22 protein-coding genes are annotated in these 19,994 nt (G+C 66.2%); 7 read left to right on the top strand and 15 right to left on the bottom strand.

What is annotated here, in order from left to right:
- The first annotated feature begins 20 nt into the window (after nt 1-20).
- Complete coding sequence (locus ACQP2D_RS11605) at nt 21-341, top strand: hypothetical protein (RefSeq protein WP_433683714.1); 321 nt, start codon at nt 21-23, stop codon at nt 339-341.
- 380 nt (nt 342-721) lie between these two features.
- Nucleotides 722-1,759, top strand: coding sequence for an alcohol dehydrogenase catalytic domain-containing protein (locus ACQP2D_RS11600; RefSeq protein WP_433683713.1), 1,038 nt, complete (start codon nt 722-724; stop codon nt 1,757-1,759).
- Nucleotides 1,760-1,904: 145 nt separating this feature from the next.
- Here the strand turns inward: ACQP2D_RS11600 and rlmN are convergent, their stop codons facing one another.
- Nucleotides 1,905-3,014: a 23S rRNA (adenine(2503)-C(2))-methyltransferase RlmN gene (gene rlmN / locus ACQP2D_RS11595; RefSeq protein ID WP_433683712.1), complete on the bottom strand. Its 1,110-nt coding sequence runs from the start codon at nt 3,012-3,014 to the stop codon at nt 1,905-1,907.
- A gap of 192 nt (nt 3,015-3,206) precedes the next feature.
- Here rlmN and ACQP2D_RS11590 point away from each other — a divergent pair, with 192 nt between their 5' ends.
- A complete protein-coding gene (locus ACQP2D_RS11590) occupies nt 3,207-3,596 on the top strand; it encodes a lipopolysaccharide assembly protein LapA domain-containing protein (protein WP_433683711.1) in 390 nt (129 codons plus the stop codon).
- A 197-nt stretch (nt 3,597-3,793) separates the two neighbouring features.
- On the opposite strand, the gene ACQP2D_RS11585 is transcribed toward ACQP2D_RS11590, so the two are convergent.
- From ACQP2D_RS11585 to rpsB, 5 genes are all read right to left on the bottom strand, one after another.
- Entirely contained in the window at nt 3,794-4,879 is a 1,086-nt protein-coding gene (locus ACQP2D_RS11585; RefSeq protein WP_433683710.1) for a phosphatidate cytidylyltransferase, read from the bottom strand.
- Nucleotides 4,880-4,927: 48 nt separating this feature from the next.
- A complete protein-coding gene (gene frr / locus ACQP2D_RS11580) occupies nt 4,928-5,485 on the bottom strand; it encodes a ribosome recycling factor (protein ID WP_040693344.1) in 558 nt (185 codons plus the stop codon).
- A 49-nt stretch (nt 5,486-5,534) separates the two neighbouring features.
- Entirely contained in the window at nt 5,535-6,263 is a 729-nt protein-coding gene (pyrH, locus tag ACQP2D_RS11575) for a UMP kinase (RefSeq protein WP_433683709.1), read from the bottom strand.
- A gap of 256 nt (nt 6,264-6,519) precedes the next feature.
- A complete protein-coding gene (tsf, locus tag ACQP2D_RS11570) occupies nt 6,520-7,344 on the bottom strand; it encodes a translation elongation factor Ts (RefSeq protein ID WP_433683708.1) in 825 nt (274 codons plus the stop codon).
- A gap of 149 nt (nt 7,345-7,493) precedes the next feature.
- On the bottom strand, nt 7,494-8,330 hold the full coding sequence (gene rpsB, locus ACQP2D_RS11565; protein WP_433683707.1) for a 30S ribosomal protein S2: 837 nt from the start codon (nt 8,328-8,330) through the stop codon (nt 7,494-7,496).
- An 898-nt stretch (nt 8,331-9,228) separates the two neighbouring features.
- Between rpsB and ACQP2D_RS11560 the strand changes: the two genes are divergently transcribed.
- The 3 genes from ACQP2D_RS11560 (at nt 9,229) to ACQP2D_RS11550 (ending at nt 10,759) form a co-directional block, all read left to right on the top strand.
- On the top strand, nt 9,229-9,615 hold the full coding sequence (locus ACQP2D_RS11560) for a hypothetical protein (RefSeq protein ID WP_433683706.1): 387 nt from the start codon (nt 9,229-9,231) through the stop codon (nt 9,613-9,615).
- 7 nt (nt 9,616-9,622) lie between these two features.
- On the top strand, nt 9,623-10,168 hold the full coding sequence (locus ACQP2D_RS11555; protein WP_433683705.1) for a M23 family metallopeptidase: 546 nt from the start codon (nt 9,623-9,625) through the stop codon (nt 10,166-10,168).
- A 72-nt stretch (nt 10,169-10,240) separates the two neighbouring features.
- Complete coding sequence (locus ACQP2D_RS11550) at nt 10,241-10,759, top strand: DUF1990 family protein (protein ID WP_433683704.1); 519 nt, start codon at nt 10,241-10,243, stop codon at nt 10,757-10,759.
- A 72-nt stretch (nt 10,760-10,831) separates the two neighbouring features.
- Here ACQP2D_RS11550 and ACQP2D_RS11545 read toward each other — a convergent pair whose 3' ends face one another.
- The 7 genes from ACQP2D_RS11545 to ACQP2D_RS11515 all read right to left on the bottom strand — a co-directional run bounded on the left by ACQP2D_RS11545 (nt 10,832) and on the right by ACQP2D_RS11515 (nt 16,075).
- Nucleotides 10,832-11,197, bottom strand: a complete 366-nt coding sequence (locus ACQP2D_RS11545) for a hypothetical protein (protein ID WP_433683703.1) — start codon at nt 11,195-11,197, stop codon at nt 10,832-10,834.
- 83 nt (nt 11,198-11,280) lie between these two features.
- Entirely contained in the window at nt 11,281-13,182 is a 1,902-nt protein-coding gene (locus tag ACQP2D_RS11540) for an alkyl/aryl-sulfatase (protein ID WP_433683702.1), read from the bottom strand.
- Between the two features lie 63 nt (nt 13,183-13,245).
- Complete coding sequence (locus ACQP2D_RS11535; protein ID WP_433683701.1) at nt 13,246-13,551, bottom strand: DUF202 domain-containing protein; 306 nt, start codon at nt 13,549-13,551, stop codon at nt 13,246-13,248.
- Nucleotides 13,548-13,913: a YidH family protein gene (locus ACQP2D_RS11530; protein ID WP_433683700.1), complete on the bottom strand. Its 366-nt coding sequence runs from the start codon at nt 13,911-13,913 to the stop codon at nt 13,548-13,550. The genes ACQP2D_RS11535 and ACQP2D_RS11530 overlap by 4 nt, the downstream gene beginning before the upstream one ends.
- Nucleotides 13,910-14,587 carry a DUF3159 domain-containing protein gene (locus ACQP2D_RS11525; RefSeq protein ID WP_433683699.1) on the bottom strand — a complete coding sequence of 226 codons (678 nt, stop codon included), beginning with the start codon at nt 14,585-14,587 and terminating at the stop codon, nt 13,910-13,912. The genes ACQP2D_RS11530 and ACQP2D_RS11525 overlap by 4 nt, the downstream gene beginning before the upstream one ends.
- A gap of 129 nt (nt 14,588-14,716) precedes the next feature.
- On the bottom strand, nt 14,717-15,448 hold the full coding sequence (locus ACQP2D_RS11520; protein ID WP_433683698.1) for an acetoacetate decarboxylase family protein: 732 nt from the start codon (nt 15,446-15,448) through the stop codon (nt 14,717-14,719).
- A gap of 189 nt (nt 15,449-15,637) precedes the next feature.
- On the bottom strand, nt 15,638-16,075 hold the full coding sequence (locus ACQP2D_RS11515; protein ID WP_433683697.1) for a nuclear transport factor 2 family protein: 438 nt from the start codon (nt 16,073-16,075) through the stop codon (nt 15,638-15,640).
- On the opposite strand from ACQP2D_RS11515, the gene ACQP2D_RS11510 reads away from it, so the two are divergent.
- Nucleotides 16,074-16,628, top strand: a complete 555-nt coding sequence (locus tag ACQP2D_RS11510) for a TetR/AcrR family transcriptional regulator (RefSeq protein WP_433683696.1) — start codon at nt 16,074-16,076, stop codon at nt 16,626-16,628. The genes ACQP2D_RS11515 and ACQP2D_RS11510 overlap by 2 nt on opposite strands.
- Nucleotides 16,629-16,636: 8 nt before the next feature.
- Here the strand turns inward: ACQP2D_RS11510 and ACQP2D_RS11505 are convergent, their stop codons facing one another.
- Both ACQP2D_RS11505 and dprA read right to left on the bottom strand, forming a co-directional pair.
- Nucleotides 16,637-17,557 (bottom strand): tyrosine recombinase XerC, encoded by a 921-nt coding sequence (locus ACQP2D_RS11505; protein ID WP_433683695.1) that lies wholly within the window; start codon nt 17,555-17,557, stop codon nt 16,637-16,639.
- A 671-nt stretch (nt 17,558-18,228) separates the two neighbouring features.
- The gene (gene dprA / locus ACQP2D_RS11500; RefSeq protein WP_433685613.1) at nt 18,229-19,413 is read right to left on the bottom strand and encodes a DNA-processing protein DprA; all 1,185 of its coding nucleotides are present in this window, start codon (nt 19,411-19,413) and stop codon (nt 18,229-18,231) included.
- Nucleotides 19,414-19,994 lie beyond the last annotated feature (581 nt).

Genomic DNA, 19,994 nt, shown 5'->3' with positions numbered 1-19,994 from the left:
CCGACCAGAGAGGACGCGCCATGTTTTCTGGACCTGATTCCGGACCGCGCGACACGCCGCGGCGCCCTGAATTCCCTGATCGCGCCCGTACCACCAGAAATCACGCTGGTGAACTGATCGAAGACACCCGCAACTGGCCCGGTGTGATCCTGATATTCGTCGGTCTCGTGGGCGCCGCGCTGACGCTGACCGCCGCGGGTTACGGATTCGCGGGCTGGGCCGTGCTGGCCGGTATCGCCGCCGCACTGTGCCTGATCTGCGGCGGCGGTCTCATAGTCGCGGAACACCGCCGGGTAAAAGCCGACGAAGGCCGCGAACTGCTCGATCCGGGCGGCCATTGACCGGTGATGACCGGATGCCCACTGGTACCTGATCAGCCAGCATTCACTTGCCGACAACGCACGAATGGCGGCGTTTCCCGTTGCGCACGACATTCGGGCTTGCGCTGTTCGCGGTGGCGTCGCTGCTGGTCCGGTACGGCACCGGCAGCGTGGTGGCTCATCGCGGCGCGCGCGGTGCAGGGCGCCGGGGGCCGCGATCGTCGCTCCGTCGTCGCTATCGCTGCTGACCGCGAGTTTCCCGGAGGGCCGACAGCGAGCGCGGGCGGTCGCTCGGTATGGCGCCACGGCCGGTCCCGGTGCGAGTCCGGGGCTGGTCATCGGGGGCGCGCTGACGCAGTGGTCGTCCTGGCGCGCCGGATTCTGAACTCCGAAGGATTCTCATGCGAGCGACCTACCTGTACGGCCCCGGCGACGTCCGCGTCATCGACGTTCCCGACCCGACCATCCGCTACCCCACCGACGCGCTCGTGCGCGTGGTCCGCACCTGCATCTGCGGTTCGGACCTGCACCCGTACCACTCCATGACCCCCACGCCCGCGGGTAGCTCGATGGGTCACGAGTTCATCGGCATCGTCGAAGATATCGGCGCCGACGTGCACACCGTCCGGCCGGGTGATCTGGTGATCGCCCCGTTCGCATGGTCGGACGGCACCTGCGACTTCTGCCGTGAGGGTTTGCAGACTTCCTGTCGACACGGCGGTTTCTGGAACTCCGGCGATGTCGGCGGCGGCCAGGCCGAGGCCGTGCGCGTCCCGTTGGCCGACGGCACCCTCGTCCCCGTCCCTGTCGAGGAGGACTCACCCCTGCTCCCGTCGCTGCTGACCTTGTCGGACGTCTACGGCACGGGCTATCACGCTGCCGTCAAAGCCCGGGTCACCAACCGCACGACGGTCACCGTCATCGGCGACGGCGCGGTCGGTCTGCTGGCCGTGCTGTCCGCCCACCAGCTCGGCGCCCCACGGATCATCCTCATGGGTCGGCACAAGGACCGCACCGACCTCGGCCGCGAATTCGGCGCCACCGATATCGTGGCCGAACGCGGCGCGGAGGGCATCGCCGCCGTCCGCGAACTCACCGGCGACGACGGCACCCACGTCGTCATCGAAGCCGTCGGTCACCTGCCCGCTTACGAGCAGGCGATCGGTGTCGTGCGTCCCGGCGGCGTGATCAGCCGCGTCGGCGTCCCCCAGTACGAGGACGCACCGGTCGGGTTCGGCACCTTGTTCGGCCCCAACATCACCCTCACCGGCGGCCCCGCACCCGTCCGCGCCTACATCGACACTCTGCTGCCCGGCGTCCTCGACGGCGCCGTCCACCCCGGCAAGGTATTCGACCGCGAGATCCGCCTCGACGCCGTCCCCGACGGCTATCGAGCCATGGACAACCGCGAAGCCCTGAAAGTCCTCGTCCAGCCCTGACCGCAACGAGAAACCGGGTCAATTCAGCGGAGCGGTCTTCAGCCACGCAGCTATCTTGTCCATGCATGAGGGTCGGTTCATCGCATCGCGAAGATCGTCCTTACCGATCGGACCGCCCAGATCGATGGTCTCGTTGCTGTCGTGCCTAGCCTTCGGCGGCCAGCTGCCCGCAGGCCGCGGCGATCTCCTGACCGCGGGTGTCGCGCACAGTGCACGGGACGCCTTGGGCGTTGACGCGCCGGACGAATTCGGCCTCAACGGGTTTCGGGCTGGCGTCCCATTTGCTGCCCGGGGTCGGGTTCAGCGGGATCACGTTGACGTGTACGCGCGAGCCGAGGGCCTTGTGCAGTTTCTGCCCGAGCATGTCGGCACGCCACGGTTGATCGTTGATATCGCGGATCAGGGCGTACTCGATCGAGACGCGGCGGCCGGTCTTATCGGCGTAGTAGCGGGCCGCGTCGAGCACCTCGGCGACCGGCCAGCGGTTGTTCACCGGGACCAGGGTGTCGCGCAATTCGTCGTCGGGCGTATGCAGCGACACCGCCAGGGTGACCGAGAGGTCTTCATCGGCCAGTTTGCGGATGGCCGGGGCCAAGCCGACCGTCGAGACGACCACATTGCGCTGGGAGATGCCGAAACCGTCGGGGGCGGGCGAGGTGATGCGCCGGACGGCGGCGACCACCCGCTTGTAGTTGGCCAGCGGCTCGCCCATGCCCATGAAAACGATGTTGGACAGGCGGCCGGGACCGCCGGCGACCTCGCCGTCACGCATGGCGGCGGCCGCGGCGCGGACCTGGTCGACGATCTCGGCGGTGGACAGGTTGCGGTTGAGGCCGCCCTGGCCGGTGGCGCAGAACGGGCAGGCCATACCGCAGCCGGCCTGACTGGAAATGCAGAGGGTGGCGCGGTCCGGATAGCGCATCAGCACGCTCTCCAGCAGGGTGCCATCGCCGGCGCGCCACAGGGTCTTTCGCGTCTCGCCGCCGTCACAGGCGACGTGCTTGACCACCGACATCAGTGGTGGGAACAGCGACTCGCCGATCTTGTCGCGCACCGCGGCGGGCAGGTCGGTCATCTGCTCCGGATCGGCCTGCAGGCGTCCGTAGTACTGGCGCGCGATCTGGTCGGCGCGGAACTTCGGCAGACCGAGTTCCTCGACGACGGCCTTGCGCCCGTCGGCATCGAGGTCGGCGAGATGCCGCGGCGGCATACCACGGCGCGGAGCATCGAAGACGAGGGGCAGGGAGACGGTCATAGTCCCTCCAGTGTCCCATCCCGCCCGCCGGCTTCCGACCGAAGGTGAGCATCACGACGCCGGACGCGATGAAGGTCACGTTCGATCGACCGGCACCAGTACTAGCGAGCGGCCGTAATCCGATGTCACAACATGCCGATAACCGCCACTGAAACGCCTGCACCGACCATAGCGATCGACAATGATCGGACTATGACCAGCCACGCCGAGTCGCCGGAGCCGGAGCGCACGGAGGATGTCGCACCCCCGTCGCCGACCGGACCCAAGACCGTCGAGCCGACCGGGAGGACGACCGTCGAGCCGACCGGGAGCACGACCGTCGAGCCGACCGGCCGCAAGACGGTAGCGAAGTCCCGAACCGGCCAAACCTGGGTCGGTCTGATCGTCGCGGCGCTGATCGGGATCGTGGTGCTGATCTTCATTCTGCAGAACCTGGAAGAGCAGCGGGTGGATCTGTTCTTCTGGGACTTTTCCCTGCCGGTCGGAATCATGGTCCTGCTGTCGGTGATCGCCGGCGCACTGGTAATGGCTCTGGTGGGCGGCGTGCGCATCGTCCAACTCCGCCGAGCCGTGAAGCGCTAGCACCGGCGCCGCAATCGACAGACGCCTCGACGGTGGCTGCGGAACGTACCGACCGATCAACGATGCGGAAAGGATGTCTGCGATGTCCACACAACCGGCAATCGTCTTGGTGCAGGGCTCGAGCGCTGTCCTGATCCGCACCCCTGGAATGCGCCGAGCTGATCCGACCCCACCACGGTAGGGCCGAATCAGCTCACTCAAATCAACGTGGACAGCACCAACCAGGACACGAATGCCGAGGGCAGCATCGAATCGAGACGGTCCATGATGCCGCCGTGTCCGGGCAGCAACGTGCCCATATCCTTGATGCCCAACTCCCGCTTGACCTGCGATTCGATCAGATCGCCAACGGTGGCCACCAGCACCAGACCGACGCCGAGCACCACGCCGATCATCGAATTGGCCTCCAGCAGCAGGGTGACCGTCAGCAGACCGCCGATAACGCTGAACACCAGCGAACCGCAGAAACCCTCCCAGGACTTCTTCGGGCTGATCGCGGGCACCATCGGATGCCGCCCGAACAGCACACCGGCGACGTAACCGCCGACATCGGAGCAGACCACCAGAATCATGAAGGTCAGCACCCGCAGATTGCCGTCGGGTTCCAGGAGAAGCAGGGTCGCGAACGACGCCAGCAGCGGAATCCAGGCCAACGTGAAGATGGCGATCGCGGTGTCGCGCAGGAAATTTCGCGGCGCGGTCTGCAGTCCGTGATCGAACAGCCGCCACACCATGCAGATCAGCGTGGTCGCCGCGAAGGCACCTGCCACGCCGCTGGCACCCCATGGCCAGCCGAGCCAGAACACCGCCTGACCGCCCACGATGAGCGGAATCCGCGGTACCAGGACATCCGCCTCCCGCAGCCGCTTGGCGACCTCCCAGGTGGCCACGCCGACCCCGGTGGCCGCGACTCCGATGAACACCTTCGGCACGAACAGCAGAATTGCGATGAGCGACAGACCGAGGCCGAAACCGACGGCCAGCGCGGCGGGCAGATTGCGACCGGCACGCGAGGCGGGAGGCGAAGGTTCCGCGGAGTCCTCGTGCGGGGCCGTAGCGCTCACCGATTCATCGATCGATGATTCGGCCGTCGCGGATTCAGCACGCACATACCCGGAGTTCGCGGGTGCATCGAGCGCCGGTTCAGAATGTGCGGCGTCCGGAATCGCGGCATCGACCGCGTGCCCTTCCATCGCATCATCAGCTGTGCCGTTGACCGGCCTCGGCTCCTCGGCCGCACCGGTCGCGGCGGCGTTCTCGGCCACGATTGTCCCGTCGCTCAACTCGTCGTTCCGTTCGTCCCCCGCCCGAGCGGGTCCTCGGATCTGGCCTCAGACCTCGAGCAGTTCGGCTTCCTTGTGCTTGACCAGTTCATCGACTTGGCCCACATATTTGGCGGTGGTCTTGTCGAGCTCTTTTTCGGCGCGCCCGACCTCGTCCTCCCCCGCCTCGCCATCCTTCTGGATGCGCGATAGTTCGTCCATGGCCTTGCGGCGGACATTGCGAATCGAGACCTTGGCGTCCTCGCCCTTACCCTTGGCCTGCTTCGCCAGTTCCCGGCGCCGCTCCTCGGTGAGCTGCGGGACCGAGATCCGAATGATGTCACCGTTGTTGGTGGGATTGACACCGAGATCGGAATTACGGATCGCGGTTTCGATCGCGCCGAGAGTCGACTGCTCGTACGGCTTGATCACCACCATCCGCGGTTCCGGCACGGTAATGCTCGAGACCTGGGTGATCGGGGTCGGCGAACCGTAGTAGTCGATGACGATCCGTTGGAACATTCCCGGATTCGCGCGACCGGTACGGATGGACCCCAGATCGTCCTTCGCCACCGAGACGGCCTTCTCCATCTTCTCCTCGGCGTCGAAGAGCGCTTCTTCAATCACGACCGTTTCCTCCACAGCGTCGTCATCGTCATGATCCGCGGGCGCGGGGTCAGGACCGAACCAATGTGCCGATCTTCTCACCGGCGACCGCACGGGCGATATTGCCCTTCGTCAACAAATTGAACACCAGGATGGGCATCTGGTTATCCATACACAGGCTGAAGGCCGTCGCGTCGGCGACCTTCAAGTCACGCTCGATGACCTCTTTATGCGTAATTTCGGTGTACATGGTGGCGCTCGCGTCGACCCTGGGATCGGCGGTGAACACCCCGTCGACTGCCTTCGCCATCAGCACCACATCGGCGCCGATCTCCAGCGCGCGCTGGGCGGCGGTGGTGTCGGTGGAGAAGTAGGGCATGCCCATGCCCGCGCCGAAGATGACTACCCGCCCCTTCTCCAAATGCCGCTTGGCGCGCAGCGGCAGATACGGCTCGGCGACCTGCCCCATGGTGATCGCGGTCTGCACCCGGGTGTCGATGCCCTGCTGCTGCAGAAAGTCTTGCAGCGCAAGGCTGTTCATCACCGTGCCGAGCATGCCCATATAGTCCGAGCGGGCCCGTTCCATACCGCGCTCCTCGAGTTCGGCGCCGCGGAAGAAGTTGCCGCCGCCGATCACCACGGCCACCTGAACGCCGCTGGACACCACCTCGGCGATCTGCTCGGCGACCGTCTGCACCACGTCAGGATCGAGCCCGACCTTGCCACCGCCGAACATCTCGCCGCCCAGTTTGAGAAGCACCCGGCGATATCCTGGGCGGTCTGTCCCGGGGTCCGTCATGGGTGTTCGTCTCCTTCTGCGGTGGATTCGGTCTCGGCAGGGGCCGGATGGCAACGCGGAGGCTCTCGGATACCAAGACCCTCACATACAGAGCGCCCTTATCCTGCCCTACTCGGTTTCGGAGTGGGTAGAAGACCCCCCTCGGACGCAACGAACTCGCCCGGTCAGGCTCGGGAATTGCGGATGAACGCGCGGCGTCCGGACAGCCGAAACCCCTCGTACACCGTATCCGGGCACGAGGGGTTCGCGGACGTTATCAGGCCTGGCCGACCTCGAAGCGGGCGAAGCGGGTCACGGTGACACCGGCCTCGTCCAGCAGGGCCTTGACGGTCTTCTTCGAGTCGGTGACCGACGCCTGCTCCAGCAGGACGACGTCCTTGAAGAAGCCGTTGACGCGACCCTCGGTGATCTTGGGCAGTGCGGCCTCGGGCTTGCCCTCTTCCTTGGCGGTCTGCTCGGCGATGCGGCGCTCGTTCTCCACCACTTCGGCCGGGACCTCGTCGCGGGTCAGGTACTTGGCCTTGAGCGCGGCGACCTGCATGCCGACGGCACGCGCGGCCTCGGCGGCGGCGTCACCCTCGCCCTGGTACTCGACCAGCACGCCGACGGCGGGCGGCAGATCGGTGGCACGCTTGTGCAGGTAGACGGCGACCGGGCCGTCGAAGGCGACGACGCGGCGCAGCTCGAGCTTCTCGCCGATCTTGGCGGCCAGCGCCTGCAGCGCCTCCTCGACGGTCTGGCCATCGAGCTTCAGCGCCTTCAGCGTGTCCAGGTCGGCGGGCTTGGCAGCCGCGGCGGCGGTCACGATCTTGTCCGCGAGGCCCTGGAACTCGTCGTTCTTGGCGACGAAGTCGGTCTCGGAGTTGATCTCGATCAGCACGCCGTCCTTGGCGACGACCAGGCCCTCGGCGGTCGCGCGCTCGGCACGCTTGCCGACGTCCTTGGCGCCCTTGATGCGCAGCACCTCGACGGCCTTGTCGAAATCACCGTCGGTCTCGACCAGCGCGTTCTTGCAGTCCATCATCCCGGAGCCGGTGAGCTCCCGCAGCCGCTTCACATCAGCGGCGGTGTAAGTCGCCATGGGTGGCGATCCTCCTGTGTGTTGTTTCGGGTGGTAACACCACCTTGCCGACCGCTCCTACCAGGAGAGGTCGGCAAGGTGAACAAACGCTCCGCGGCGGTGGGAGCCTGGGTGACCAGGGAGCCCGCCGCCATCGGACACTGCGACGATCAGGCGTCGGCCGGAGTGGCGGGAGCCTCGGCGTCGGCCGCCTCGGACTCGGCCGCGGCGGGGGCGGCCTGCGCGAGCAGCTCCTGCTCCCACTCGGCGAGCGGCTCGCCCGCACCGGCTTCCGGCTTCTCGTCACCGGAGGAAAGACCGGCCCGCGCCTGCACGCCCTCGGCCACCGCGGAGGCGACGACCTTGGTCAGCAGTGCGGCGGAACGGATCGCGTCGTCGTTACCCGGGATCGGGTAGTCGACCAGGTCGGGATCGCAGTTGGTGTCCAGGATCGCGATGACCGGAATGTTCAGCTTGCGCGCCTCGCCGACGGCGATGTGCTCCTTGTTGGTGTCGACGACCCAGATGGCCGAGGGCACCTTGGCCATGTCGCGGATACCGCCGAGGGTGCGCTCGAGCTTGTTCATCTCACGCGTGAGCATGAGGATTTCCTTCTTGGTGCGCCCCTCGAAGCCACCGGTCTGCTCCATCGCCTCGAGCTCCTTGAGGCGCTGCAGACGCTTGTGCACGGTGGAGAAGTTGGTGAGCATGCCACCCAGCCAGCGCTGGTTGACGTAGGGCATTCCGACGCGAGTCGCCTCGGCCGCGATCGACTCCTGGGCCTGCTTCTTGGTGCCGACGAAGAGGACGGTGCCACCGTGGGCGACGGTCTCCTTGACGAACTCGTAGGCCTTGTCGATGTAGGTCAGCGTCTGCTGCAGGTCGATGATGTAGATGCCGTTGCGGTCGGTGAAGATGAACCGCTTCATCTTCGGGTTCCAGCGCCGGGTCTGGTGTCCGAAGTGTGCGCCGCTGTCGAGCAGCTGCTTCATGGTTACGACAGCCATGGCTCTCGTATCTCTCTTTCGTTGCCGGTTGACGCGGCGAATCGGTGATCCACCGCCCTGGCGCCTCCGAACCATCGGACCCGATCACGAGGATCAGGACCAGCCGATGATTCCCTGCTCCGCATGCGCACTGCCGATTACGGAGTCGAGCTCCGTCCGAACAGCGCCGTTACGAACAAGCACGGGGTGGCGCGCGAAGTCGATCCGTGCAGGCACAGACCGCTCGACCAGTCTACGGTCTCAGCGGGTCAGTTCCTAAATCGCCCTGTCACGGACGTAAACGGACGCTGTCCACAAGCTAGGAAGTTGTCCACACTCGCCGGATCGGGGCTACTGCGGGGGCCCGATCGCCGCCGAGGCTGGATGCATGAATCGCATAGCTATCTCGGTAACCATGATCCTGCCGCCGCTGTTCCTTTTGTCGCTGCTTGTGGCACAGCCGGTTTCGGCCGCGCCGCCGGATGGCGCGACTACCGTGGCAGTGCCATGGGGGTCACGAGCAATCGCTCCGCCTGACGGTATTCGGCCTTACGCATCGGAAGTCGTGTTCGGGCAGTGCACGGGTTCGGCCTGTTCCGCGCCGTGTCCGGGTGGTGGACGGGCGCAGGGGCCGGATCCGCTCCGGTTGGGACCGCTTGTCGTGAACGTCAGGCCCCGCGCGCTGCGTGTGCATGGCGCGCTTGGTGCACTCCGTGTGGACGTTGCGTTCGACGGACGCGGCGTGAACGTCACGCCGGTGGCCCCTGCGCCTGATGCACTCCGACAGGATCGCGCACCCCACGCACCCCATCTGGACGTTGCACCTGACGCAGGCGGCGTAAACGTCACACTGGACGCACTCCCCGTAGCCCCCACGCCTGATGCCCTCCGAGTAGATCGCGCACCCCACGCACCCCATGTGGACCTTGCACCCGATTTGCCCCACGTGAACGTCGCTCCCGATGTACTCCGCTTTGACGTGGCGCCCAATCTGGCAGCTGTGGACCTCGGGCCCGATGCACTCCACGTCGACCTCGCACCCGACATGCTCCATATGAACGTCACCCCAGACGTGCTCGACGTGAATGTCGCGCCCAACACATTGCGGATGGACCTTGCGGCCAACCTGCTCTGGGCGGACAGTGCGCCGACGCCGGTTCTTGGGGCAGATACGGCTTCGCTCCCGACCGATATCGTCCGTGGACACGGCGCCGGATCGGCGAGTTCCTTGCCTCGGGCGGTCGATGATCTGTTGTCGCGGCTGTTGGATCTGGTGCACCGAGTTCCGCTCCCGCTGCCTCGCTGATCTCCGAATGAATACCGACAACCGGGTCCGATGGTCGCTGGTGCGGCGACTGGTTTCGATCGCCGTCGCGGTCATCGCTCTACTGGGATTCGTTGCGGAGCAGGCGGTTTCAGCTGCTCCGCAGGGAGAGTTCAGCTGGCCCTTGCGGCCGCGGCCCGCGGTCGAGCGACGGTTCGACAAACCGGCGCAGGACTGGCTGCCCGGGCATCGCGGGGTCGATCTGGCGGGGACACCCGGACAGGCGGTGTTCGCGGCCGGGAACGGGATCGTGGTGTTCGCGGGGACGGTCGCGGGCAAACCGGCGGTATCCATCGACCATCCCGGTGGGCTTCGGACCACATATGAGCCGGTCAGAGCGGAGGTTGCGGTGGGGCTGCGGGTCCGTCGTGGGATGCGAATCGGCACCTTGGAAGCGGGGCACGAGGGTTGCGGGGCGGCCGCGTGCCTGCACTGGGGCGCCCGACGGGAAGCGGGTGGGCACAGCAGACACGAGTACATCGATCCGCTCGGCCTGCTGCACCCGACTCCGCTGCGATTGAAACCGGTGACCTAGTGGACGGCAGTGCCGGCAGCTGTGTCGGACCACGCTCTTCCGTCGCGATGGTTCCGGGACGAGGATCGACCCATGGGATATGCGCTCGGGGATCCGCCGTTCACCTACACAGAGGTCGGCGCGACAAAGGATGTGCTCCCGGCGGGCTACCACCGGTTTCGGCTGCGCCGCCGGATCGGGCACGGACGTGCACTGTTCGAGCGCGCGGGAGCGGAGCTCCTGGGGTACCGAATGCAGAAGGGTACCGGCATATTTCAGGAAGCCGACACCCCGACCGCAGCGCCGGGGACCCGGCTGACGGTGCGACTCGGCGTCGGCCCGCTCGGGATCACCGCACCGTGCCGGGTCGTGTACGTCCTCGACGAACCCGACCGGCGCGGCTTCGCCTACGGCACACTGCCCGGCCACCCGGAAATCGGCGAGGAGCTGTTCGCCGTCGAATACGACCCCACCGACGACAGCGTCTATGGCTTGGTGACCGCATTCTCACGCCCGGGCGCGTGGTATGTCCGCCTCGGTGGACCGGTTGTCCGTGCCATCCAGCACATCATCGCCGGGAAGTACATCGGCACCCTCCCGACCTCGATCTAGGCATTACCAGGCGGGGCATACGGATTCGGCTGCTGAACAACCGAATCCGTGACGATACCGCTGGACCGTGGCTCAGAGCTGCGCTGTCAGCGCTGCTGCCTCGGCGCGAAGTACGTCGCCGTGATCGGCGCGGCCCAAGGTGTCGTACTCGTCGGCGGCCTTGTGGCGGTCGACGATTTCGGCACGAACGATGTCTTCGATATCGGACTCCGTGAGGTCGCGACGGCGGACTTCGGCCGCACCGAGGCCCACGGCACTGGTCTCGATGGCACCGGCCTTGATGTCCGCGGTATCAATGGCCTCGGCATTGTCGATCGCGCCGAGCGCGGATCGCAGACCAGCGATGGCGCTGCGGTCGCGGGACTTCATCGCGGCGGACAGGGCGGTGCGGAGGCGATCGCGCAACGGCACGGATTTGTCGATGGCTTCAGTGGACATGGTCGCCGACCGTACGCGCCGGGACCTCACGGGTCGAGGGATTTTGGACACACGAGGTCACGGCGAGTTGGGCTCCGATCCATTCACGGTGTGACGATGGCGAAATCCGGGTCCGGCTGGTCGAAGACGCCGACGATATCGGCGAGTTTGGTGGGGTCGCCGCCGAGCGTGATGGCTCCGGAGGAGACCAGTGCACCGAAGTCCCCTCCCGACAGCAGGACTCGGATCATCGTCGACCGGGTCAAGGTGAACGAGGCGTCGGGGTCGGGAAGGGTGACACCGTCGGGACGGTCATAATGCGTCAGGCGACCGTTGCGCAGTTCGAGGCGGTGGATGCGGTTTTCATCGGTGATATGCCAGTCGGTCACCACCCGCAGATCCCACGCCTTGGGCCCGTCGACGCGCAGTGCCATGGCGTCGAAGATCTGCTCGACGGTCAGCGCGGCGAGCATGGTGGGAGCATTCGTCGTCGTGGGAGTGCCGAACGAGCCGTTGCGCAATTCATACGCACCGCTGAGGTAGAAGTTGCGCCAGGTGGCATTCTCCGCGCCGAAGCCGAGTTGTTCGAAGGTATTGGCCTGCAACGCTTTCGCGGCCTGGTTGTGCGGATCGGCAAAGATGACGTAATTGACCACCTGGGCCACCCATCGGTAGTCACCAGCATCGTAGGAGGCCTGCGCCTTGCGGAGCACTTCGTCGGCACCACCCATGAATTCCACATGCCGCCTGGCGGATTCGACCGGGGGATGCTCCCACAGATGCGCCGGGTTGCCATCGAACCAGCCCATATAACGCTGGTAGATGGCCTTCACATTGTGACTGACCGATCCGTAGTAGCCGTGGGTGTGCCAGGCATTTTCGATGGCGGGCGGCAGCGCGATCAGCTCCGCGATCTCACTGCCGACATGGCCCTGATTCAGCAGCCGCAAGGTCTGGTCGTGCAGGTAGCCGTACAGATCTCGTTGCAGAGCAAGGAATTCCACCAGTCGATCGGTGCCCCAGGTGGGCCAGTGATGCGAGGCGAATACCACATCGGAATCGCGGGCATACAGATTGATCGCCTCGGTCAGGTACCCGGCCCACACATGCGGGTCACGCACCAGCGCACCGCGCAAGGTGAGCAGGTTGTGCAAGGTGTGCGTGGCGTTTTCGGCCATGCACAGCGCCCGATGGTCTGGAAAGTAGAAGTTCATCTCGGCCGGAGCCTCGGTGCCCGGGGTGATCTGGAAGATGATGCGCACCCCGTCCACCGTTTCCTGCTGACCGGTGGCGGTGATATCGACGGTCGGAGCGATCAGCGTCACGGTGCCCAAGGAGGTGGTCTGGCCCAGGCCCGCACCGACCTGGCCGAGCGGACCGCGCGGCAGTGCCGCGCCGTACATATAGGCGGCGCGGCGTGCCATGGCGGTGCCCGCGTAGACATTCTCGGCCACCGCGTGCTCCAGGAATCCGGCCGGAGCCAGCACCGGACAGCGGCCCGCCGCAACGTCTTCGGCGCTCGTCACGCCCAGCGCGCCGCCGAAATGGTCCACATGGGAGTGGGTGTAGATGAGTCCGGTAACGGGTCTGTCGCCGCGGTGCGCGCGATAGAGGGCCAGCCCAGCGGCGGCGGTTTCCGCGCAGATCAGCGGATCGATGACGATCACACCATCGGTGCCCTCGACCAACGTCATATTCGACAGGTCGAGGCCGCGTATCTGATAGATCCCTTCGACGACCTGGTACAGCCCCTGTTTGACCACCACGCCGGACTGGCGCCACAGGCTCGGATGCACCGACGCCGGGCACGGCTCGCGCAGGAAGTCGTAGGAGTCGTTGTCCCACACCACCGTTCCGTCGGCAGCGGTGACAATGCCCGGTTCGAGCGCGGCGATGAACCCGCGATCCGCGTCCGCCAGATCGGCGGTGTCCGCGAATGGCAGCGTCGCGGCCGCATGCCGCTGGCGCTCGACGATCAACTCGCTCGGCTCGGTCGATGTAGTCATGTCCACCCTCCTCGTCAGCTGAACTTTGTTGGGCCTGCCGTCGATATGTCGAGCCTCGGTGCTTCAGGGCGGTGGTTCCGTCGATGCGATCACTGCCACGATGACAGCGACGATCAGCACGGCCACCGTCGTCGCGGCAACCGCGCCCCGGCCGTGTCCGAAGCGACCTTCGTGCAATGTGCGATTACGCGAAAAACACAGTCCCGCAAGCGCCGCCATCGCGATGGCCGCACCGATCGCCGCGAGCGCAGTGGGCCGCCACCCGCTGGTCACCGCATGATTGAGCAGCAGCGCGGCGATCGCCATCGCGCTGGTGGCAGTGCGCCGCCAAGACAGCGCGGTGCGCTCTGCGGCCAGACCCTCGCTCATCGCAGCAAAACCGCGATGCAGGCCAGCGCCGACACAATCGCGATGCCCAACGACAGGATCGGCACCATGATGGTGTTGGGCAGCGGTTCGCCGTTTCGCATCGCCGCGCCGACGCGCCGCCAATGTCCATACGCACCAACCGCGACGATTACCGCGAGCGCGATGCAGCTCATCGCGAGTGCCCGCCGCAGGCCCGCCATCCGGAACGGTTGCACCAATGTGTGTACCGCGACACCACCGGCGAGCAGCCCGAACGATGTACGGATCCAGGCCAGGAAGGTCCGCTCGTTGGCGAGGGTGAATCGGTAGTCGATCTCCTCCTCGCCTTCTTCGGACTCCTCGGCGGGATTGGGGAGAGTCACGTCACCTCGGTTTCGACTATCGGCCCCTCGGTTTCGGCGGGGCGGGGCCCCTTGGCGCGCACCCACAGCCAGGTCACCGCGAGCATGATGACCAGTGCGGGCTTGCCGAGAATCAAGGCCACGGTGCCGAGGATAGCCACCTCGTTCGCCAGATACAGCGGCAACATGACGGCCCAGAACACGAACCACGCCAAGGTGATTCGACGATGCAGGCGCAGCCGGACCGCGGGATCGGCCGGTTCCGCCGGTTCGAGCCGGATTCGGCGGCTCACGGTGTAGCTCAGCGGCTTGCCGATGAGCTGGGTCGCGCCGAAAAGCACGGTCATTACGACGCACAGTGCCACTTCGGGCAGGTAGAAGCCTCGGCCGTCGCCGGTGGTCTCGACGAAGAGCGAGAAGACCAGGATGACCACGGCCGACGCCGCGACGACCCGGACCGAATCGCCCCTGATCAACCGGAAGGCCGCCACTGCGACGGCGATCAGAATGGCGATGAAGACACCCACTTCGGCGCCCGCCACGAAATAGCCGAGCAGGAACCCGATCGCCGGTGTGGCCCCATCAATGATGTGCCGCGGACCGTGCTTCGCCTGGAACCTGCCCCAGATCTCGGCGATCGCGTTTACATATTGCTGCCGGTCAGGGGCCACAACATGCCGCTCGTCGGGATTCACGGACACCTCTCCATCGCTGGCCGGTTTCCTGCCGTAAGCAAACGATCCGCTACGTCAGGTTACCGCCGTCGATGTGGCCGTCCACGAAGTTTCGCTGCCCGCGGATGCGACCTTGCGGCGGATCCACCGTCAGAGGGGTGTGGCATCTTGGAAGATCATCGCCAGTCGATCCACGGCCGAGGCCATCAGCGCGCGTTTGGGCAGACCGATGGATCGCAGCTCATCGGCCCAAGCATGGTCGCCGAGGGACAACTCGGCACCGCCGAATCGGGCACGCATACCGGACGGTTCCATCTGCCACTGCGTGCACCGGGTGATCCCGTCGATATGGGAGTAGGCGTCGAACGATGTGGCACCACTACGGCGTCCCGGGACGGACAGGCCAGGGCGGATGGTGAGATCGACGATCAGCTGCCCGTTCTGGTGCAGCACGCCACGACGCACACGGCCGTCGTACTGTGCATCGAAATCCGCGATCTCTTTGGGAAATCCCCAGATCCCGCGACCTGCCGCGAGAGTGAATTCACCATCGACCGGGAGACGATGGATGAAGACGCCAGCTCCGCCCGTGGACAGCGCCCGGAGATCGCCGAGTGCGGTGGCGGGTCCGGCGGCGTGGTGGCGGACCATGAACGACACGCCGAATTCGTTGTACGGCCCCAGATCGCCGTCGATGTAGTCGACGAAGACGAGCGTGCACATGGCGCGACCGCCGGGCAGCCGAAGAATCTCCAGCCCGGAGTAGTCGATCACCCGCTGCGCGGCTGTCGCGGAGACCGCGTAGGTCGCCATGAATGCGTGCGCGAGCCGGATCCGCACCGGCATCCGGACTTCCTTGCCCAACACGGTGTGGGTGCTCATCGGACCACCCACCCTGGGGCCCGACGTGAGCCGACCGCGGGCCGGTCAACGAATCGTGCGGCGTTCACGAATCCTCCCAACTAGAACTCGTGTCAGAATAGCGGTAATTTCACCCCTTACGCATGTATTTCTTTCACGCGAACACGTTTCATAATTTCGAACAGTCCGATGTTCACCTTTGGTCGCGGCCTATGCGGTGGACAACGCCTCAACGAGGTCCGCGACGGTATCGAAGGCGATCGCACCATCCAGCGGATTGGAATACGTGCGCAACCAGGTGATCAATCCATCGCGCACACGCGCGAGCGCGATGATATCGAAAACGAACGTCTTGCCAGTCGAAATGACGGTGCCGCGCAGGCGGTATTCGATGACGACGGTGCCGGGGTCGTCGGTTTCCCGAATGCTGACGTTGTCGGCGGATTCATGGCGCTGCACGCCGACCGCGCCGAGCAGGTGAGCGCGGAAGGTCTCACGCCCCTGGGCATGCCGCGGAACGCCAGGCGGGGAGAAGGGGAATTCCAGGACCGCATCCTCAGCGAACAGGTCGGCCAGGTCGCCATTGGGGCCGGGAGCGGTGAGCTGAACGAGTCGTTCGGCAACCTCGCGTGGGGCGGCATTCGACATGAAGCCGTTGGAGCGACCACTGCGAGCCGACGCGCGGCGGAACCGGCAACAGATCGTGGAGGCGGCGCGCGAAGCGTTCATGATCGACGGCATTGGGGTTTCCCTGGACGAGATCGCACGCCGGGCCGGGGTGGGACCGGGGACGGTCCACCGTCACTTCCCGACGAAGAAGCAGCTGTACGACGCGATCGTCGCCCTACATCTCGATGAACTGCGGCGCGAGGCGCAAGCGGCTCTGGACGGCGGTGACAAGGACAGGGGTTTCTTCCCATACCTCACCGGCCTTGTTGGACGTGCGGGGCCCGAGCAGGACGTGACCGAGGCGCTCGCGGCCGCGGGTGTGGAGCCCGGCCCCGGGGCGCAGCAGGCGGCGGCAGAGCTGCGGGACGTGCTCGGCGCACTATTGAGCGCGGCGCAAGAGTCGGGAGTGGTCAGAAGCGATGTGAACGCCGAGGACGTCCGAGCTGTCGTGGTGGCCGCGCTCGCGGCACAGCGGTACCGCGGCGACGATGGGCGGATCGCGGACCTGATACTCGGGTGCCTGCGGCCGTAGCCAACCGGTCAGGCGCGGGGATGGGCCTGGTCGTGGACTTTCTTCAGGCGCTCGATGGAGACATGGGTATACAGCTGGGTGGTGGCCATGCTGGCGTGGCCCAGCAGTTCCTGCACGACACGTAGGTCGGCACCGCCCTCGAGCAGGTGGGTTGCCGCCGAATGTCGCAATCCGTGCGGGCCCATATCGGGTGCGCCCGGGATCGCCGAAACGACCTCGTGGACAACCGTTCTGGCCTGACGTTGATCGAGACGTTTGCCGCGGCGGCCCAGCAGCAGAGCACGACCCGAGTCGGTGGTGGCAAAGACGGGGCGGCCGTACCGCAGCCAGTTCGCGATCGCTTCATCGGCCGGAACGCCGAAGGGCACCGATCGCTCCCTGTTGCCCTTGCCGAGCACGCGGACCAGGCGCCGCTCTCGATCGATATCGTCGAGATCGAGTCCGCACAATTCACTGACCCGGATTCCGGTGGCGTACAACAGCTCCACGATCATCCGGTCCCGTAAGGCCATCGGATCACGTTGCACCGCACCGGATTCCGCCGCATCCATGGCCGCGACGGCCTGCTGTGTACCGAGCACCGCGGGCAACACCCGATGCGCCTTCGGCGAACGCAGCCGAAGTCCGGGATCGGTCGCGAGCCGCCCGGTACTGGTCAACCACGCCGTAAATGTCCTTGCCGAGGACGCCCGCCGCGCCATGGTCGTGCGTGCCGCACCACCGGCCGACTGCGCGGCCAGCCACGACCGCAACAACGCCAAATCCATCTCCCGCACTGCCGAATCCGCCGACCGCGCAACCAAATGCCCCAATAGCGATCGCGCATCCCCCACATACGCCCGCGCCGTATGCGCCGACCGATTCCGCCCCAACCGCAGATGCCGCCCATACTCCATCAGCAACGCCTCGAGATCCTCCGGCAACTCCATCCCCCCACCGTCACCGCCCTACCCCCCATTGGCAAGTCAGCACGCCGCACCAACACCGGGTTCACCTACCTTCCCCCCGGGCCCTCGCCACCAGGTCCGGCCCACCGGACAGACCTAGCCCCGAGCAGCTGACAACCAAGATCGGGTCAAGGAATCTTCCAGCCGCTCTGCTCGACTCGGGTTATGACGTCATCGATACCGACCAAGGCGCCTACCTTCGACGATCCCGAAGCACGCCTCCCCGATCCAAGCCGCAAGCCGAACCTCGAAGCGCGAGCCCACACGATCCCGCAGCACCCTCCCATAATCGCTGAGCGCAAACCCCCACGATTCCGGAACACAAACCACCCCGATCCGGAGAACGCAAACCTTCGCGGTTCCCGAGCACAAGCCACCCTTGTTCCAAAGAACGCGCGCCGGACCACGTCACCCAGCAAGTGAACGTCACGCACAAGCATTGAAGGTCGCGCAGACCCTATACCCTCTGCGCGACCATCACCCGATGTGCGTCAGCAATTCCAATCTGTCCCGATGGCGCTGGGTCGGAGTGCAAGCCCTTCTAAGTCTCCGAGGGCGAAACCCGGTGTCGGCGGAGCGGGAGGGCCTGCACCGATGAGCGCACTGGCATGCCCCGGCGACCGCGCTCTTCGGGTTTGGGAAGCGCGGGGCATTCATGGTTTGGGCTTCTGCATGGTTCGGTACCAGCCGTTTTCGTCCATTCCGACCAGTCCGGCCAGTTCTAGTGCGGGGAGAATGGCGCGGACGGTGGATAGTTCGAGACCGGCGTCTTCGGCGATGGCTCTCGGCCGGCGGGAGCCGATTCTCGGGAGTACCGCGAAGACCGATGCTTCGTCGCCGAGCAAGCGGTCGCCTGGCTCGGACGACTGTTGAGTCGGTAGCGAAAGGCGCAGTGGGCCTGCTTCATCGATGACCTCCTCGGCACGGGTGACCAGCAGAGCCTCACCTTCGCGGATCATGCGGTGGCAGCCCACCGAGGATGCGGAGGTGACCGGGCCGGGGATGGCGAGCGCGGGGCGGCCGAGGCGGCGGGCCCATTTGACGGTGTTGCGTGCACCGCTGCGCAGTCCTGCCTCCACCACGAGAACGCCGTCCGCCAGAGCCGCGATCAGTCTGTTGCGGGCCAGGAATTGGTTCTTGTGGGCAACCGTGCCGGGCGGGTATTCGCTGATCACCAAGCCGGTTTCGGCGATCTCGGCCAGGAGCCGCTCATGCTGGGCGGGATAGGGGCGGTCGACACCGCAGGCGAGCACGGCAATGGTCGGGGCACCAATGGCCAGAGCGGCACGATGGGCCATACCGTCGATACCGAAGGCGGCACCGGATACGACCGTCCAGCCTTGTGTGGCCAGATCACCGACGATCTCACCGGTGACGCGATCGCCGTATCCGGTACTGCACCGCGCCCCGACAACCGCGATGGCGCGCTCACTGGACTCCAGCAGCGACCGCGGCCCACGCACCCACAACACCAGCGGCACTGCTCCGTCCCGATCGCGTCCCGGCTCGAGCTGGCTGAGGCCCAACATCCGCCAGGCAGGCCATTCCGGATCGTCCGGAGTAACCAAACGTCCGCCGATCCGCTCCATCACCTCGAGATCCCGTGCCGCACAATCGATCTCCCGCCGCCGCGAAGTCGGCCGCAACAGCGACTCCGGCAACGCACACTCCCGCACCGCCCGCGCCGCCTCCACCACCCCCACCGACTCGATCAACAACGACAGCGCCGCACACGGGCCCGCCACCACTCGCGACAGATACGCCCACGCCAACCGCCGCTCATCAGCGCCATCCGCGCCAACCACTGCGCCGGTATTCGCCGACCCCCAACCATCCAAGTCCACAACCCCATACCTCGAGCGAGGAGATCCGCCGCCGACCAGCCCGCCAGCACACCTCGCCGCCCCCGGTGCATATCCCACATCCGCCCCCTCAGCACCTGCCGCCCATCCACAATCCGCCCCGGGGATGCCGCCGCCCGCCGCATGCTCGTCTGCTACCGACGCCCTGGCCGTCCAGTCCTCATTCATCGCGCACTCCGCCGCGGAAGTTCGACGCCGCCAAACATATCCCGCGCGCCATCGACCGACGCCGCAGCAGAACATGCACACAGCGACCGCCGCTGGATCAGTCCTGCCGCAGGCAGCCATCGCCCAGCCCTGCACCGCAGCCAACCGATCGACCATTGCCGCGCCAACACACCGCGAAGCGTTCGCTGCGCCCGCCCGGCGGCAATCCCCGCCCCCGATCGCCCGCACATCTCGCAGTGACGACAACTCGCCAGAATACGAGCCGCTTCCAGCCCCGCACCCATCGACTTCGCCGCCGCACAACCATCGGCGCCAGCCATTTCCGCACGCGCCGAAGCAGTCGAGCCACCCTCCACCGTCGCCTCCCTTTGCCCCGAAGTAACGATCTC

The sequence above is a fragment of the Nocardia sp. CA-119907 genome, from assembly GCF_050955995.1.
In the GTDB taxonomy this organism is placed as follows: domain Bacteria; phylum Actinomycetota; class Actinomycetes; order Mycobacteriales; family Mycobacteriaceae; genus Nocardia.
Note: the sequence above shows the minus strand (reverse complement) of the source record. Positions and strands in the feature narration are given on the sequence as shown.

What these genes read in the sequence shown, in the direction of transcription:
- ACQP2D_RS11605 (WP_433683714.1), top strand. Translation starts at nt 21, where the DNA reads ATGTTTTCTGGACCTGATTCCGGACCGCGCGACACGCCGCGGCGCCCT.
- ACQP2D_RS11600 (WP_433683713.1), top strand. Translation starts at nt 722, where the DNA reads ATGCGAGCGACCTACCTGTACGGCCCCGGCGACGTCCGCGTCATCGAC.
- rlmN (WP_433683712.1), bottom strand. Translation starts at nt 3,014, where the DNA reads ATGACCGTCTCCCTGCCCCTCGTCTTCGATGCTCCGCGCCGTGGTATG.
- ACQP2D_RS11590 (WP_433683711.1), top strand. Translation starts at nt 3,207, where the DNA reads ATGACCAGCCACGCCGAGTCGCCGGAGCCGGAGCGCACGGAGGATGTC.
- pyrH (WP_433683709.1), bottom strand. Translation starts at nt 6,263, where the DNA reads ATGACGGACCCCGGGACAGACCGCCCAGGATATCGCCGGGTGCTTCTC.
- tsf (WP_433683708.1), bottom strand. Translation starts at nt 7,344, where the DNA reads ATGGCGACTTACACCGCCGCTGATGTGAAGCGGCTGCGGGAGCTCACC.
- rpsB (WP_433683707.1), bottom strand. Translation starts at nt 8,330, where the DNA reads ATGGCTGTCGTAACCATGAAGCAGCTGCTCGACAGCGGCGCACACTTC.
- ACQP2D_RS11555 (WP_433683705.1), top strand. Translation starts at nt 9,623, where the DNA reads ATGAATACCGACAACCGGGTCCGATGGTCGCTGGTGCGGCGACTGGTT.
- ACQP2D_RS11550 (WP_433683704.1), top strand. Translation starts at nt 10,241, where the DNA reads ATGGGATATGCGCTCGGGGATCCGCCGTTCACCTACACAGAGGTCGGC.
- ACQP2D_RS11545 (WP_433683703.1), bottom strand. Translation starts at nt 11,197, where the DNA reads ATGTCCACTGAAGCCATCGACAAATCCGTGCCGTTGCGCGATCGCCTC.
- ACQP2D_RS11540 (WP_433683702.1), bottom strand. Translation starts at nt 13,182, where the DNA reads ATGACTACATCGACCGAGCCGAGCGAGTTGATCGTCGAGCGCCAGCGG.
- ACQP2D_RS11535 (WP_433683701.1), bottom strand. Translation starts at nt 13,551, where the DNA reads ATGAGCGAGGGTCTGGCCGCAGAGCGCACCGCGCTGTCTTGGCGGCGC.
- ACQP2D_RS11520 (WP_433683698.1), bottom strand. Translation starts at nt 15,448, where the DNA reads ATGAGCACCCACACCGTGTTGGGCAAGGAAGTCCGGATGCCGGTGCGG.
- ACQP2D_RS11510 (WP_433683696.1), top strand. Translation starts at nt 16,074, where the DNA reads ATGAAGCCGTTGGAGCGACCACTGCGAGCCGACGCGCGGCGGAACCGG.
- ACQP2D_RS11515 (WP_433683697.1), bottom strand. Translation starts at nt 16,075, where the DNA reads ATGTCGAATGCCGCCCCACGCGAGGTTGCCGAACGACTCGTTCAGCTC.
- ACQP2D_RS11505 (WP_433683695.1), bottom strand. Translation starts at nt 17,557, where the DNA reads ATGGAGTTGCCGGAGGATCTCGAGGCGTTGCTGATGGAGTATGGGCGG.